The sequence below is a fragment of the Tahibacter harae genome (genome assembly GCF_024437735.1).
Lineage (GTDB): Bacteria > Pseudomonadota > Gammaproteobacteria > Xanthomonadales > Rhodanobacteraceae > Tahibacter > Tahibacter harae.
This window is the reverse complement of sequence record NZ_JANFQO010000010.1, coordinates 27,781-43,129: the sequence shown is the minus strand read 5'-3', so window position 1 is coordinate 43,129 and position 15,349 is coordinate 27,781. Positions and strand designations below refer to the sequence as shown.

Sequence of the window (15,349 nt, the reverse complement as noted above, 5' to 3'; positions counted from 1 at the left end):
GCAGGGAAACGGGGGCTTCCCGCTCAGAGCGCATCGGCCGCGGCAATGATGTGGCTGTGAAAGCGGTCGTCCGGCTGGTCCACCTCCAGCACGGTGAGCTGGTACCCGCGCGTCAGCCGCCGCAGCAGGCGGAACAGCGCGTTGGAGCGCGGCGCGGTATCGCTTTGCATGACGTAGGTGTGCCGGTATCCCAGCTGACGCAGCGTGTCGAGAATCGCCGCACTGCCGTCGGGCCCGGAGGCCTGCATGCTCTCGAACAGCACCAGCGGCTGGTCGCGTCGCAGGGTTTGTTGGAGCCCGCGCAGCGCGGCGTGTTCGTGTCCTTCGACGTCGAGCTTGACCAGGCGCACGGGCGGTACATCCGTGATCGGCGCCAACGCATCGTCGCCGCGCGAGAGGCGTATCGGAAACGACTGTGTGGCGCCGGCGCGGCCCGCCGCGGAAAGGCTGGACCCACCGAGGTTACCCTGTAGGTTGGAGTGCAGCAGTGCCGGCCCGGCGTGATCGCTCAGTCCCTGTGCCACCAGGGTCACGTGGTGCAGCTGGTTCATCAGGACGGAGGCTTCGAACAGGCGTACGCAGACCGGATTGGGTTCAAAGGCGATGACGCGGCGGAAGAAGCGCGCGAACCACAGGCTGTGATTGCCGATGTTGGCGCCAACGTCCAGGGCGGTGCCGTCGCGGAAGGTTTCCAGCCGGCCGGCGAAGGTCCGCGTGAACAGGCAATGCAGGGCGAGATCGTCGTAGAACCCGTTCGCGACGATGAGCCGGCCGATATAGTCGCGGGGAAAGCAGGCGATCTGCGGTGCCGCGACGGCAGCATTGCTGCGCGCCAGCCGTTCTGCGCAGGCGTTGCGCAGGCGGCGGCGCAGATACCCGCATGGCCCTGGTCCGAAGCGGGAATGATTCAAGGGGCGCTCCGTGGGCCGGGCCCTGCCTGCGTGGGCCAGGGCCACGCCTTGGCAGACGCGGCCCTGGCGTCCACGCCATTCCGGCGCGGAGGCGGCGTGGCGGCCGGCCGCAGCACCACGCCCAGAAATGTCAGCGTCACCATCGCGACCAGCGGTACGCGCAGCGGATAATCCACCGCGCCATGCGCCGCCACGGCGCACAGCCCCAGCACGCAGGCCCATTCCACTGCGTCGCCGCCGCGCCGGACCACATGGCGCCAGAGCGCCGCAGCCAGCAGCCCCAGTGCGCCCGCATAGAGCGCCGCGCCTACCATGCCCAGTTCGAACAGCAGCTCCAGCAGATCGTTGTGGGCGTGGTTGATGTAGACCTTGTCCAGCGTAGCCAGGGTGTCGAAGCCGGGAAACACGCTGCCGAACGTGCCGGGCCCGGCACCCAGCGGGAAAAATGCCAGCGCCGCCGTCAGCGAGCGCTGCAGCACGCCCAGACGCCCGTCGGCGCTGTCCAGCTCCAGTCCGCCCGGCACCAGATATGCCGCGAAATACAGCCCCGCCGCCAGACCCAGCGCCAGGCCTCCACCCAGCAGCCGCGGCGACAGGCCGCGCCGGCGCAGTAGCCACAAGCAAAAGAGACCGGCCTCCAGCACCAGCAGGCCTGCGGCCGCCCGCGAACGTGACGCGAGCAGGGCCGTCGTCACCAGCAGCAGCCCTGTGGCGCCCATCAGGCGCCAGCCGGCCTGCGGCGCCTGCCGCCAATCCCAGCCGCCGCCGGCTGACAGCACGGCCAGCAGCGGCAGACCGAGCAGCAGCAGGCTGGCGAAGTGATTGCGGTTGGCGAAGCTGCCGCTGGCGCGGTGATCGTCCGCGGCACCGTAGAACAACAGGCTGCTGTCGGTGTCGCCGGATACCTGAGCCAGGCCCCAGAGCGCCTGCAGCATCACGATAGCGAGGATGGCGCCGAGGAGGCGCCGCTGTCGCGTATCCGGCAGGCGCAGTGCCGCCAGGAACAGGGCAAGGCCGGGAACCAGTTTGAGCCAGGCCTGCCACGTGTCATCCGCGGCAAGCGATACGGTCGTCCAGGCCGCCGGTCCCAGTTCCTCGATCGCCGCCTGCAGACGTACGGTGCGGCCCGGCAGATGCGCCGCTAGTTCCAGTGGCAGCGGCAGCAGGTAGATCAGGGGCAGGGCGGCCAGCATCAGCGCGGCCGCTGTCCGGTGCCGCAGCGCCCGATCCGGTCGCTGCGGCGGCCACGGCCACAGCGCCAGCAGCAGCACCGGCAGCGCGAGCAGGGCCAGCGCGCCGTCGCGCCAGGAAAAGAACGACAGGCCGCCCATGATCGCGCCCAGCGCGAGCAGCAGCCAGCAGGCGTATTCCAGTGGGTGGACCGGCACCGGCGCCGTAGCGGCGCGGTGCGTCGCTTCCCATGAACTGGTGCGATCCGTGCGCAGGGCGGTCAATGGCACTCAGCGGCTGACCGGCTCGCGCCCGTCGTCGTCGCGGTTGTGATCCCACAGCCACAGCAGCGGTACCAGCACGGCGGCGGCGACGGTGACTTTTTCACCGGTGCTCAGGCGGGGCGGCGCGGCTGCGCCTCCGCCGGGTTCGCCGATGGCTTGCCGGAACGAACGCAGCCGGCCGGGGCCCTGGTCGCAGCCGGAGGTCTCGCCGATGGCGAGCAGCGACTGGCCAGGCAGGCGCTGGTTGCAACCGTCGGCGAAGGCGATCAGCACGTCCGCGTCGTCCATGGTCATGACGCGGTCGCCGGCCTGGAGCGTGGCGCCGGCTTTGGCGGGGGCTATCTGGGCACCCTGGGCCAGCATCACTTCGCCGGTGACGGCGGCGATGGTGGCTATCGGAACATCGGGCGCAACGGCCTGGGCATGGGCCAGCGGACAGAGCAGGACGAGCGCGAGAACGAGATGGAACTTCATGCAGGTCTCCCGTCGCTTTTGGCAATAAGCCAGAACGCTAAAAAGTAGCGACCGGGCGCCAGTCTAGACCCGCTTCCGCACCCCAGGCAAGGCGACGCGGGTTAGCGGTGCGCGGGTGGCGGGCCGCCGGGAGAGGCCTGCGCCTGGACTGCGAGATCGTCGAACCAGACTGTGCCGGCAAGCGGCCGCCCGGCCGCGTCGCGTTTCGCGGCAAGCTGCAGACGCTGGGCGGAACAGTCCTCGGCGGGCACAGCCAGGCGGAAATCGAAGCTTGACCAGTCGTGGTCGTCTTGCGCGAGCGGTCCGGTCGCGACCAGGCGCGACGATCCGGCCAGGCAATAGATACGCCACTCTAGCGGTGTACCGTGCCGGTCCTGCTGTCGTGCCTGACCGAGGAAGCGATACACGCCGCGGGGCAACAGCAATGTCTGCTCCACGCCGATCCCGGTCACCGGCACGCCGCTGAAACGTAGGCGCAGGACCTTGCCACGGGACGTCCCGCCATCCTCCACCGAGACTCCGGCACCGGGAGTGGAGCGCAGGGTCCAGTCAAAAGCCGCGGCGCTGGCCGGCATTTCGAAGCCGCCGTTGTAGAGCATGCCGGCGCTTTCCTGCAGTGGCGGCAACACGGAACGCCAGAGCAGGTAGGCGCGCTCGAAATCCTGCTCCTGCACCAGCCGGTTGACCAGGCCGCGGGCTTCCTGCGGATCCAGCGGTGCGGGGCCGCGGCGCAGGCGCTGTGCCACCTGCGCAAAGGAATAAAGCGACGCCGCGGTGCCTTCCCGCGCCAGGTAGTCGGCGAAGGAGCGTCGCCAGGGGGGGCGCTGTTCCAATGTTTGCGCGAAGGCCGCGGTGTGCTCGCCGCTGCTGAGCCACTGCGCGAGGATGGGAAACAGGTTCTTGGTCTGGGCGGGCGCGACGCGCAGCAGCGCGTCGGTGTGCTCCAGCGCGGCGATGAAATCGCCCTGGGCCACGGCCTCGTCCGCCAGCCAGGCGCGTGCCTGCACATCGGCGGGACGCAGCAGCGCGGCAGCCTGCCACCGCCGGCGCGCTGCTGTCGCATCGCCCTGGTCCAGCTGCGCCAGTGCGCGGAACAGGCGCCCGTCCACCGGCCGCTGCGTGAGAGCGCGGCGCACGGCGTCGCCTGCACGCTGACGCAGGTCCGGTCTGGCAGCGGCCTGTTTCGCCAGGGCCAGCGCGGCGCTGGCATTGCCCTGGTCCAGCGTCGTCGCATGGCCGGGGTCTGCCTGATACAGCGCGCCGAGGCCCAGGACGAGGGCTTTCCAGGCGGTGGCCGCGGCGGCCGCGAGCAGCACGGCCTTGGCCAGATGCCGGCGGAAATCCGGCCTTGGGGCAACCACTACGGGCTCACCGTGTGATGCAGCCGGGTGATGCGCAGTCCGTGTGCGTCCCGCGTGAGCTGCAGCAGGATCTGGCCGTGGGTATGGCTTTCGGGCTTGCCCACGCCGGGGCCGACCCAGGCCGCATAGCGGCCGTTGCCCGCGGCGCGGTCGCCGTCAATTTCCCAGCGCAGGTCGGACAGGGACAGCCGGCGGTGGCGGCGCTGCTCGAAGAGGCGACGATAGTCGCCGGCGAGGTCGGCATAGTTGCCTTTGTTGCCCCGCGCGCCGGGGCTGAACAGGGCGAGGAATCGCTCGACATCGTCGGCCGTGTAAAGGCGCTCGAAGCGCTCGACGAACTCGCGCAGCTCGCTGCTGGAAAGAACCGCGACCGCGGCAGCCGGTGCGGTGGCAGGCTGCGGAATTGCTGCGGATGGGCGGGGCGGCGCTGCGGACGTGGGCGGCGCTGCTGCGACCGCGGCATTGCGGTTGTACCGCGGCGGCGGCTCGCGGGACCGTGCCGCCGGTTCTGGCGCCGCCGCAGGTCTAGGCGTGCCGGCCGCAGCCGTCTGTCGCGGCGGTGCGGCAATGATCGGCGGCGTCATCGGCGGCGGTGCCCCGTTCGGCGGCCCGAACGTCGAAGCCGGCACCGGCGACGTGGCGACAGCGCCGGCGAGCGATGCGCGTTCCAGCCCGCCGGCCGGGCGCGCCTCGGGTGCGGAGTGCGTCGCCGGTCCCGGTGGCGCCGTTTCCATTTCCAGTGATGCCATCCAGGCGCCCAGGGCCACCGTAGCTAGCGCGAAGGCGCCCGCGCCGGCCGCCACGAACCGCGGCAGGCGCTGCACCGCCCGGGCCGACAGCAGCGTCCCCGGCGAGGGCTCGGCCCATGCGCGCAGCAGCGCCGAGGTGTCTACGACCCGGATGCCGGCCGTGCCTACGTCGCCGGCCGCGTGCAGGTCCTGGTCGTAGCGGGCGCGCCGCTCCGGTGTGCGCAGCGCATTCCAGGCGCGGTTGATGCGGTCGGCAAACACCCCGTGCAGATTGTCCGGGTCGCGGTCGGGATGCAGCCAGCGCACCAGCCAGCGATAGTGCTGCTTGATCTGCGCGGCGTCGTCCTGCGGGCGCACCCCCAGGGTGCGGTAAGCGTCAGCGCCGTCGAAAAAGCACAGGTTATGCAGCAGCAGGCCGGCGGCGAGGTGGAGGTCGGCGTCATCAAGGCTGGTGCTGGCGCTTGCCGCGGCTGTGGCGGCCTCGTCACCGGCGGCGATGCGGATTACATCGAGTAGGCCGTCGGGCAGTTCGCGCATGCGCAGCCCCGCCGAGCGCGCCGGCGAGCGGAACACACCCAGCATCAGGTCGACGGCGTCGCTCACGCTGCGTCTCCGTCAGGCGTGGCCGAGTTTCTTGGGCGCGCCTTCTGCATAGGCGTAGTAGCCGTAGCCGTAGCCGGCTCCTTGCGAACGCGGATCCAGCTTGGTCAGCACCACGCCCAGCACGCGCGCGCGTGCGGATACCAGGCGCCGCAGCACGGTCCGTCCGTAGCCGCGCCGCGTGCTGCCGGACTCGACTACCAGCACGGTGCCGCCCGAGAGATTGGACAGGATGGCGGAATCAGCAATGCCCAGCACTGGCGGCCCGTCGATGATGACCTGGTCGAAGGACGCGGCGGCTAGCTGCAGCAGGCTGACCATGCGCGGCCCGGCCAGCAGTTCCGCTGGATTGGGCGGCAGTGGCCCCGAGCACAGGCAGGTCAGGTTCTTCACCCGCGTGCGGCAGAGGTTGCGCAGCGGCCGGCTCGCGCCGGAGAGGTAGTTGCTGAGGCCAGCCTCGTTGGACACCGACAGCAGATGATGCAGGCTGGGATTGCGCAGGTCTGCGTCTATCAGCAGTACACGTTTTCCCAGTTGCGCAAAATGCATGGACAAGGTCAGCGCCGTGGTGCTTTTGCCCTCGCCGGGCGTGGAGCTGGTGATGAACAAGGTCCTGGGCACGCCGGTATCGGTGGAGAACTGCAGCGCCGTGCGCACGGAGCGGTAGGATTCCGAGAAAGCCGAGCGCGGGTTCTTCAGTTCCGCCAGCGGCGAGCCGCGCCTGATGCGCGGGATCACGCCGAGCACGGCGAGGCCGAACTGCCGCTCCACGTCTTCGGGCATCTTGATCGTGTCGTCCAGGCGCTCGATCATCAGCGCGAGCAACAAGCCCGCCGCCAGGCCCACCAGAAGGCCCAGGGCCAGGTTGCGCGTCAGGCTGGGGCTGTAGCGGCCGCGCGGCGCCCGCGCCCGGTCCACCACCGAAATGTTGTTGGCGCCGATGCCGCCGGCGACGCCAATTTCCTTGTAGCGCTGCAGCAGGCCGTCGTAGAGCTGACGGTTGGTGTCGACCTCGCGCCGGATGATGTTGTACTGGATGCTGCGGCCCTGCAGGTCCAGCAGCTGCAGCTTGAGCTGGGCCAGGCGCGAAGCCAGCATGGATTCCGTGTTGCGGGCGCTTTCGTATTCTGCCTTGACCGATTGCTTGATGCGGCTGATCTCCTGGCCCAGTTGCTGGTCCACTTCGTTGATCTGGCCCTGGAGCTGGGTCATGGCTGGATAGTCCGGCTTGAAGATGCGCAGTTTGTCCTGGTACTGGCTCATCAGCTCGGTGCGGCGGTTTTTGAGCTGGCTGACGATGCTGCTGAGCAGGACTTCCGGCAGCGCCTCCGGCGCCGTCTGCTGGGCGCGGTGCAGCTTCGCCTCGGCCTCGATGCGCTGCTGCTGGGCCGCTGCCAGGCTTTCGTTGATGCGCTGCAGCTCCTGTGCCGCGGGCGATTGCTGCTCGTCCACGCTCACGATGCCTTCCTGCTGGGCAAATTCGACCAGCTGTTTTTCCGAATCCTCCAGCTTCAGCTTGAGCTGCTGCAGGCGTTCCTCCAGGTATTGCTTGGCATAGGCAGAGGCATCGAAGCGCCGGTCGATGTTGGCAGTGATGAAGGCATCGGCGATGGTGTTGGCCATGGTCGCCGAGAAGCCGGGCTGCAGACTGTCGAAATGCAAGCGCACCAGGCGCGAATTGCGCACCGGCTCCACCCGCATGTTGTTCTGCACGAACGCCGCGAGCCGGTCCTTGTCGAGCGGGACCGCGGCCGGGTCGGCAGCGGGCCGGCCGCGCAGCATGCCCATCAGCCGAGCCAGCGCGCTCGGCGCGAGGCTTTCATGCACCGAGGGCAGCAGTTCCTCCGGCAGCCTGGCCGCGACACGTTCGGCCAGGGCGCGGGTCTTCAGCAGCTCGTACTGGGTCTGGTAGTAGTCGCGGCTGCTCATCCCCTCGCCGGGCGTGATGCCCTCGGTCTGGATGACCTTGATTGTCTCCAGGTCGATCTGCAGCGTCGCCGTGGCGCGGTACACCGGCGGCGTGAGCAGGGTCGCGACCAGCACGACGGTCATGATGGTGACCAGCACGGATAACACCAGCCATTTGCGCTTCACCAGGATATGCCAGTAATTCAGCAGGCTGGCCTCGGCCGGTTCGGCGTCCTCGACGCTGCGTACGCTGAGCGCCTGCGGCGGCGCGGCGGCGGCGGCGGGCTGCGGGACCGGCGGGGAAGCGCGCTTGGCGATAGCGCCGCCGGGAGGACTGCTGGCTTGCGGATTACTCATGGATGCCTCACCCCTGCCGCCGGGCGTGAACGTGGCGCATCCGCGCGGAGGCGGGTCAAAATGGCCTGAACAACGCGAATACGGGAATCGACTCGACGAACCGGCGCAGCGCGGTGCGCGGGCCGGACTGGTCCACCACGACGATGTCGTCGCCGTAGATCAGCGGATCCTCCATGCGTCCCGCGCGGATCGCCGCGATATCGAATACCGCGCCCATCTTCTGTCCTCCGATCATCCGGAAAATCACGATGCCCTGCGGATTGGCGAGGGGATCCAGTCCCTCGGACATCGCCAGCGCCTGCAGCAGGCTGGTCTTGCCCGTCAGCGCGTAGATGCCCGGCTTGCGCACGGCGCCTTCGACCGTGACGCGCTGGCTGGTGAACTCCTTGACGAAAATGCTCACCTGCGGGTTCTGCATGTATTTCTGCGCGAGACGCGCCGCGATTTCCCGCTCCAGCTCGCTCACGGTCCTGCCGCCGGCCTGGATCTGGCCCAGCAGCGGCAGCGAGATCTGGCCCTGCGTGTTCACCCGCAGGGTGCGGGCCAGTTCCTCCACCTGGAATACATTGATTTCCAGCAGATCGTTGGCGCCGATGCGGTATTCGGAGACGGCCTTGTATTCGCCTTCCGCGTTGATGGAATCCGGCGGCGGCAGGGTGCCGGCACCGCCCTTGGCCACCGGCCTGGCCTCGTGCGGACGCACGTTCGGGCTGCCGCAGCCGTGCAGCGCGCAGACGCACAGTAGAACGGCGAGGGCGAGCAAACAGTGTTGCCACGAAATCAGCCGATGCGGCATCAGCGCCATGGCAGCATCTCCTGCATGCGTTTCCACGCGCTTTCGCCGCGGGCGGGAATCAGCGGCGCCGGCACCGCGGACGGCGGCAGGTTCATGAGCACCGCCCGCGGGCGGTCGCGCACCAGCAGCGTGGCCTGGGCCTCGCCGATGCGCCGCGCCGCCAGCTCGCGCCCTTCGGCCAGATGGGGCGGCCGCGGGCTGACGCCGTGCGAATCCGTGGCCAGCAGATGGACCAGTCCTTCGGACAGCATGCGTTCCCCCCAATAACGCGGCCGCCTGCCGAAGCGGCCGGCGAGCGATCCGGCAGTGACCTGCATCCATGCACCGCGCCGGACCAGCCGCTGCATGACTTCGTAATGGGTCTCTATCCAGCTCAGGCGTTCCGGGTGCGTGATGACCGGCAGGTAGCCCGCTGTCATCAGTTCGAACACCGATTCCTCGAACCGCGGCGGCGCCACGTGGTGCGGCGGTTCCAGCAGGAAATAGCGCGAGTCGTTCAGCGTCGGCACGCTGCCGTCGCGCAGCAGGGAAAGCAGGCCGGGCACTAAATGGATGTCGGCACCCCATACCAGGCTCAAGTCTATGTCGTGCTCGCGTAGTACCTGCGCCAGGCGCCGCGTCGCGGCGCGTATGCCGGCAGCGGTGTTCTCGTACAGACCCGGATAGATATGCGGTGTGCAGGCGACGATGCGGATGCCGTCGGCCACCGCCGCCCGCGCCATCGCCAGCGACGCCGCCAGGTCCGCGGCGCCGTCGTCGATGCCGGGCAGCAGGTGGCAGTGCAGGTCAATCATGGAAATCCCGCGCCACGGACGTCACCTCGCCCTGGCGGGGATAGGCCATGCGGTGCTCGCGCCGCAATTGCGCCACGCTGCGTTCGCGCTTGCTGCTCCAGAGAAAATGCAGGGCCACGAGAGCCAGGAAAAGAACGACCAGCGGCAGCTCCGGCCAGCCGGCGCTCAGCCACAGTTTCGCCGCGCCGCCGGCCGAGAGGGACAGCAGCGCGGCGAACGCGACGATGCGCTGCGGGCTGTAGCCGGCATCGCGCAGCAGGTGGTGGATATGGTTGCGGTCGGCCTTGAATGGCGATCGTCCGTCCAGCAGGCGCCGCGCCATCAGCACTACGCAGTCGATCAGCGGAATGGCAATCACCCACGGCGCGAGTATGCCGGCCGAGCCATGTCCGGGAATCCTTGCCACCTCGAACGCGCCCCACGCGATGGTCAGGCCGAGCAGGGCGCTGCCGGAATTGCCCAGGAAGACACGCGCGGCAGGCTGGCCCCGGTACCGCAGGTTGAGCACCAGAAAGCCCGCAACGCAGCCCAGCATCAGCGCCAGCTGCGCGGCCAACACCGGATGACCGGCCTGGACGGCTTCGAGCGTGAAGAACGCCAGGGCGACTCCCACCAGGGTGCCGGAAAGGCCGTCCGAGCCGTCGATCATGTTCACCGCATTGATGACGCCTACGGTGGCAAAGACGCTGAACGGCAGCGCCCAGACGCCCAGTTCCAGCAGATTGCCCACGCTGCGCGCATAGGCGCCGCCAGAAAAAAGAATGAGCGCGGCCAGCGCCTGGAAAAAAAGACGCAGCCGCCAGGGCAGGTTGCGCAGATCGTCGAGTATGCCGACACCGACCAGCAATGCGCCGGAAACCACGTAGGCGAGAAAGCCGCGCGAGTCCGCGCCTTCGCCGGCAAGCCCCAAGCCAGTGACCACGAACCAGATGGCGAGGCCGCCGACCACCGGCGTGGGGGCGCTGTGATCGTGCCGCCCGTTGGGCCTGTCCACGAGGCGGTGCGCATGCGCCCAGGGTATCAGCAGCCAGGCGACCGCAGCCGTTGCGAAGATACCTGCGACAGCGCAAATCAAGCCGGTCAACGTCATTGGACGCGCCTCCCGATGCTGCAATGTGGGCGGATCGAACTTAGCACCAAAAGTAAACAGTTCCAAGTATTGTGGCGCTGTTGCGCCTGGTGGTCCCAATGCCGTGATCAGGTACGAGCTTGCGGTATGGGAAACCCACGGCCGTAGCAATGGCCAAGCGCCGCGACTTGCTACTGTGCTTGGCGGAGTGGACTGCGCAGGGGCCGTGAGACGCGCGGCAGGAACTCGGATGCAAGGACGTGAAGCCCTGCTGCTGGATGCCTGCCCGCCGTGCCGGGCACGCAGGAAGCGGTCAATGCGTTCGTAGTTCGATGGAGAGGAGGCACTGAAGTCCGCTTCCGCAGCCGGCTGGCACGGCACGAGGAAAGAGGCCTTGGCGGCGGCCACTCCGGATCGCTTCGGCGGCGTGAATAACGTGCTCGACAAGGCCGGGATCGGCAGTGCCGGCCTGGCCCGGGAAAACACGGTGCAGGAATGGACCCGGACCCTGGGCGTGAATCTGGGAGGCATGACGCCCCGCATGCGCGTCCCCCGTGCCGCTGCCGCAGGAGGCGGCAGCGGCCGCGGGAGGCTACCGTGGCCATGTACCAACACGGCGTCGATGGCGGGCTGATTTCACCCTCGCTGCCCGGCGTATGCAATGTTTCAGGACGTGCGGTGTTCTCGCTCAGCGAGAGGCCATATCACGATCTGGCCCTGGCTGGCGCCCAGGTGAGGCGCACCTGGGCGAGCGTGACTTCCGTCGCAATGCAGCGGGAGGCTCAGTTCTTGGTCAGGGCTTTCTTCTGCGAGGCGGCCTTGATCGCGCCGGCCACGTAGTTGAAACAGGAGACGACCAGCACCGTGGTCTCGAAGCCCACGCGGTAGGGCTTGGCATTGCCCTCGCTGCGCGCTTCGTCGTGCTCGGTGGTACGCAGCAATTCCACGGCCTTGGCGGGCGTGGAGATTTTCTCCATATCGCCACCAATGCATTTCATCGCATCGATATGGCCGCGGAGCAGCAGCAGCTTGTTGTCGCTCATGGCAGTAACCGCCGGTGTCGCTGGGGGGAATGGGCGGCAGACTACCATCGGGGCGCAGTCGTTCGCGACCGGGGCGGGCCGGTTTTCACGGCTTTGCAACAAATTGCCGGCATTCCTGAAGCATCGGGCGGCGCGCGCCGCGCCGGAGCACCGACGAGGCCGCCAGGCGACGTTGCACCGGGCTCCGCGGGGCCGGACAATACGCCCGCCCCAGTCGCCGGCGGAACCGCTGCAACGGCGGGCATCTTTTCAGACGACAGGAGTTTGCGGTGGAAGAGTCCGAACGTTATGCACGGGCCAAGCGCAAGGTAGGTCTGCTGCGCGGCTTCTATATTCATGCGACCGCCTATGTGCTGGTCAATATCTTCCTGATCGTCGTCAATCTGCTGACGACTCCCAACCTGATCTGGTTCCACTGGTCGATCCTGGGCTGGGGCGTGGGCTTGGCGGCGCACGGCGCGTCCATCTTCTTCGGCGCCCGCTTCCTTGGCGACGAGTGGGAGAAGCGCAAGATTCGCGAAATCCTGGACGATTCCGAGTCGGCCTGAGCGCCGCCCTTGCCGAGGTCATGACCGTGGACGAGAAGAGCCGATTGCTCTGGGCCAAGTTTTACGTGGCCGCGATGCGTGGTTTCTACCAGCACCTGATCATTTACGTCGTCGTCAATGTGCTGCTGATCCTGATTAACCTGCTGTTCGTGCGCGACCAGATCTGGTTCGTATTCCCGCTGCTCACCTGGGGCTTCGGCCTGTTCCTGCACTGGATGCGCGTGTTCGGCGGCGTCTGGTTCCTCAGCAAGGACTGGGAACGGCGCAAGATCGACGAAATGCTGCGCAAGGGCGAGGTGTGAGCAGGCCCTGACGTCAATCCGCGCCCCGGGCCTCGCCGCCCGGGGCGCTTGCTGTTTCAGCCGGCCAATACCAGATCGGCGCCTTTCTCCGCGATCATCAGCGTCGGCGCATTGGTATTGCCGTTCACGATGCTGGGCATGATCGACGCATCGATCACGCGCAGGCCGTCCAGGCCGCGCACGCGCAGGTCGGGGCCGACCACGGCCATGTCGTCCTGGCCCATGCGGCAGGTGCCGACCGGGTGGAAGCAGGTTTCCACGGTCTGGCGGATGTAGTTCTCCAGTTCCGCATCGCTGGTCATCTGTATGCCCGGCTTCACTTCTTCGCCGAGCAGCGCCTGCAGGCCGCTGGTCCGCGCCAGTTCGCGCGCCAGCTTGAATGCGCCGAGCAGCACGGCGACATCGTCGCGGTGGGTGAGATAGCCGGGATCTATGCGCGGCGCGGCCAGCGGATCGGTGCCGGCCAGGCGCAGCCGGCCCACGCTGCGCGTGCCGACCAGGCATGGCTGCAGGTTGACGCAGTCGAGGTAGCGGTTCTCGATGTCGGTGCCCCAGATGGTCGGGGTGAACTGACAGTCGACGCCGGCGCCGTGGGGCAGGATCTTGGCGAAGGCGATCACGGCCGCAATGATCGGCGAAGACATCAGCCCGCTGCCGGTGGCGAGGAATTCGAGCATGTGCTTGCCCTTGCCGAGCAATTGCTGCGGCACGGGCGCAAAATCCACTTTGCGGCGGTAGTACAGCGGCGCGCGCAGGTGGTCCTGCAGGTTCTCGCCGACGCCGGGCAGATGGTGTTCGACCTCGATGCCCAGGCTGCGCAGGTGGTTGGCCTGGCCTATGCCGGAGAGCATCAGCAGCTTGGGACTGGCGATGGCGCCGGCCGCGAGCAGCACTTCGCGCGCGGCGCGGGCCTGCTGCGGCTTGCCTTCGTACTGGTAGCGCACGCCGGTGGCGCGGCCCTGGCTCAGCTCGATGCGCCCGACGTGGGCGCTGACCCGCACGGTGAGATTCTTGCGCGAGGAAACCTCGCTGACGAAGCGGCTGGCGCTGCAGCGCCAGCCCTTGTGCTGGGTCACGTCCAGCCAGCCGGCGCCGAACTGGCTTTCGCCGCAGAGATCCGGGTTGTACGGCAGGCCCAGGTCCTGGAAGCCGGCGAGCAGGGCGTCGTCGTAGGCGCTGCGGAAGCGGACCTTGCTGACATGGATGGTGCCGTCGCCGCCGTGGAAGGGCGTGGCGCCGGCTTCGTAGCTTTCGGAGCGGCGGAAATACGGCAGCACCTCGCGGTAGCTCCAGCCTGGATTGCCCTGCGCCGCCCAGCCGTCATAGCAGTGCGGTTCGCCGCGCGTGTACAGCATGCCGTTGACCGAGGAACCACCGCCCATCACACGGCCGCAGGGCAGGGACACCTCGCGGTTGTTGCAGCCGGGCTGCGCAACGGTGCTGTAGTTCCAGGCATGCCGGAACACCTGCAGATAGCTCGCGAGCGGCACGCCGAGCAGGTGGTCCCGATACGTGGGGCCGGATTCCAGCAGCAGCACGCGCGTCTGTGGATCGGCCGAGAGCCGGTTGGCCAGGACGCAGCCGGCGCTGCCGCCGCCGATGATGATGTAGTCGTATTCGCTGGATTCCATCGCTGTGTACTTGAGCTGTGCCGGCTGGATCAACTGGTGCGGTTGGCCGCGAGCCAGCCTGCGAAGGCCGGAATGATGCGGTCCAGCCGTTCTTCGAGTTCAAGAATCTGGCTGTCGCTGATGATGTAGGGCGGTGCGAGCTGGAAGCCGACGCGGTCGCCGGCTTTCCAGTACTGGGAAATCAGGCCGAAGCGCATCGACAGCGCTTCGAGTACCAGACTGGCGATGGTCAGGTTGGTGCCGCGGGGCGGGCGCAGCGCGAGCTGGCGCAGCAGGCCCAGGCCGCTGGTGGCGACACAGATCTCGTGTTTCGCGACCACGCGGCGCAGGGCCTGGTCCAGTATTTCGCCGCGGCCGGCGACGCCGCGGTCCAAGCCGTTGGCGCGGACGTGGCGCTGCACCGCCAGGCCGGCCGCGCAGGACATGGGATTGGCGGAATGGGTGTGGCCGTGCAGGAACACGCCGGAACCGTTGACCAGGGCGTCGAGCACCTTGTCGCTCATGGCCAGGCCGGCCAGCGGCGCGTAGCCGCTGGCGGTGGCCTTGCCGAAGGTGAGCAGGTCCGGAACGATGTTCCAGTGGTCCACGCAGTAGGCGCGGCCGGTGCGCCACAGGCCGCAGGCCACTTCGTCGGCGATCAGCAGCACGCCGTAGCGGTCGCAGATCTCGCGGATGGTCGGCCAGTAATCCGGCGGCGGTTCCTCGCCGCGGGACGGTTCGGCGATGAAGGCCGCGACGCTGCCCGGGCCTTCCTCGATGATCGCGCGTTCGAGTTCGGTGGCGCAGAAGGTCTGGCAGGACGGGTATTTCAGATGGAACGGGCAGTCGTCGCAGCGGACCGTGTTGATATGGCGCACCGGAATCTGCAGCGGGCGCCAGCTGCCGGCGTCCTTCATCGCGTGCATGCCGGTGGCCGACATCGCCCCCAGGGTCACGCCGTGATAGGAGTCCAGCCGGCTGATGATCTTGTGGCGGCCATGATCGCCGCGTTCGTGGTGGTACTGGCGCGCGGCCTTGATCGCGGCTTCGACCGCTTCCGAACCGCTGGAAGTGAACAGCACGCGGGAAAAGCCCACCGGCATCTCGCTCACCAGCATCTGGGCGAGTTCTTCCGCCGGCTCGTTGGAAAAGTGGGCGCGGAACACATAGGACAGCTTCTTCATCTGCGCGGCCACGGCTTCGCCGATCTCCGCCACGCCATGGCCTATGGTCACGATCAGTGCGCCGCCGCTGCCGTCGAGGTAGCGCTTGCCGGTGTTGTCGAATACGTAGACGCCCTGGCCGCGCACGGCGACCGGCGTGTTGTTCTCGCGCAATCCTACGCGAACCAGAGCGCTGGCCATCGGCTACTC

15 protein-coding genes are annotated in these 15,349 nt (G+C 68.2%); 3 read left to right on the top strand and 12 right to left on the bottom strand.

Annotated elements, in window-relative coordinates; all coding sequences use genetic code 11:
• Positions 1 to 23: 23 nt before the first annotated feature.
• The 9 genes from NM961_RS12200 to NM961_RS12160 all read right to left on the bottom strand — a co-directional run bounded on the left by NM961_RS12200 (position 24) and on the right by NM961_RS12160 (position 10,881).
• On the bottom strand, positions 24 to 956 hold the full coding sequence (locus tag NM961_RS12200; RefSeq protein ID WP_255914663.1) for an FkbM family methyltransferase: 933 nt from the start codon (positions 954 to 956) through the stop codon (positions 24 to 26).
• On the bottom strand, positions 908 to 2,365 hold the full coding sequence (locus NM961_RS12195; protein ID WP_255914662.1) for an O-antigen ligase family protein: 1,458 nt from the start codon (positions 2,363 to 2,365) through the stop codon (positions 908 to 910). Before NM961_RS12195 ends, NM961_RS12200 begins: the two co-directional genes overlap by 49 nt.
• A 6-nt stretch (positions 2,366 to 2,371) precedes the next feature.
• Positions 2,372 to 2,839 carry a FecR family protein gene (locus NM961_RS12190; protein ID WP_255914661.1) on the bottom strand — a complete coding sequence of 156 codons (468 nt, stop codon included), beginning with the start codon at positions 2,837 to 2,839 and terminating at the stop codon, positions 2,372 to 2,374.
• 101 nt (positions 2,840 to 2,940) lie between these two features.
• Positions 2,941 to 4,200, bottom strand: a complete 1,260-nt coding sequence (locus NM961_RS12185; RefSeq protein WP_255914660.1) for a hypothetical protein — start codon at positions 4,198 to 4,200, stop codon at positions 2,941 to 2,943.
• Positions 4,200 to 5,552, bottom strand: coding sequence for a DnaJ domain-containing protein (locus NM961_RS12180; RefSeq protein WP_255914659.1), 1,353 nt, complete (start codon positions 5,550 to 5,552; stop codon positions 4,200 to 4,202). The genes NM961_RS12185 and NM961_RS12180 overlap by 1 nt, the downstream gene beginning before the upstream one ends.
• A 12-nt stretch (positions 5,553 to 5,564) precedes the next feature.
• On the bottom strand, positions 5,565 to 7,814 hold the full coding sequence (locus NM961_RS12175; RefSeq protein WP_255914658.1) for a GumC family protein: 2,250 nt from the start codon (positions 7,812 to 7,814) through the stop codon (positions 5,565 to 5,567).
• A 55-nt stretch (positions 7,815 to 7,869) separates the two neighbouring features.
• Complete coding sequence (locus tag NM961_RS12170) at positions 7,870 to 8,517, bottom strand: polysaccharide biosynthesis/export family protein (protein WP_255914657.1); 648 nt, start codon at positions 8,515 to 8,517, stop codon at positions 7,870 to 7,872.
• Positions 8,518 to 8,609: 92 nt separating this feature from the next.
• Positions 8,610 to 9,404 (bottom strand): tyrosine-protein phosphatase, encoded by a 795-nt coding sequence (locus NM961_RS12165; protein WP_255914656.1) that lies wholly within the window; start codon positions 9,402 to 9,404, stop codon positions 8,610 to 8,612.
• Positions 9,397 to 10,881, bottom strand: coding sequence for a glycosyltransferase family 4 protein (locus tag NM961_RS12160; protein WP_255914655.1), 1,485 nt, complete (start codon positions 10,879 to 10,881; stop codon positions 9,397 to 9,399). The genes NM961_RS12165 and NM961_RS12160 overlap by 8 nt, the downstream gene beginning before the upstream one ends.
• Between NM961_RS12160 and NM961_RS12155 the strand changes: the two genes are divergently transcribed.
• On the top strand, positions 10,868 to 11,107 hold the full coding sequence (locus NM961_RS12155) for an SDR family oxidoreductase (RefSeq protein ID WP_255914654.1): 240 nt from the start codon (positions 10,868 to 10,870) through the stop codon (positions 11,105 to 11,107). The genes NM961_RS12160 and NM961_RS12155 overlap by 14 nt on opposite strands.
• Before the next feature lie 148 nt (positions 11,108 to 11,255).
• On the opposite strand, the gene NM961_RS12150 is transcribed toward NM961_RS12155, so the two are convergent.
• The gene (locus NM961_RS12150; protein WP_255914653.1) at positions 11,256 to 11,516 is read right to left on the bottom strand and encodes a hypothetical protein; all 261 of its coding nucleotides are present in this window, start codon (positions 11,514 to 11,516) and stop codon (positions 11,256 to 11,258) included.
• Between the two features lie 269 nt (positions 11,517 to 11,785).
• Here NM961_RS12150 and NM961_RS12145 point away from each other — a divergent pair, with 269 nt between their 5' ends.
• Entirely contained in the window at positions 11,786 to 12,064 is a 279-nt protein-coding gene (locus tag NM961_RS12145; RefSeq protein WP_255914652.1) for a 2TM domain-containing protein, read from the top strand.
• A gap of 20 nt (positions 12,065 to 12,084) precedes the next feature.
• The gene (locus NM961_RS12140; RefSeq protein WP_255914651.1) at positions 12,085 to 12,366 is read left to right on the top strand and encodes a 2TM domain-containing protein; all 282 of its coding nucleotides are present in this window, start codon (positions 12,085 to 12,087) and stop codon (positions 12,364 to 12,366) included.
• Positions 12,367 to 12,422: 56 nt separating this feature from the next.
• Here NM961_RS12140 and NM961_RS12135 read toward each other — a convergent pair whose 3' ends face one another.
• Complete coding sequence (locus NM961_RS12135; RefSeq protein WP_255914650.1) at positions 12,423 to 13,997, bottom strand: GMC family oxidoreductase; 1,575 nt, start codon at positions 13,995 to 13,997, stop codon at positions 12,423 to 12,425.
• A 29-nt stretch (positions 13,998 to 14,026) separates the two neighbouring features.
• Positions 14,027 to 15,340, bottom strand: a complete 1,314-nt coding sequence (locus tag NM961_RS12130; RefSeq protein ID WP_255914649.1) for an aminotransferase family protein — start codon at positions 15,338 to 15,340, stop codon at positions 14,027 to 14,029.
• Positions 15,341 to 15,349 lie beyond the last annotated feature (9 nt).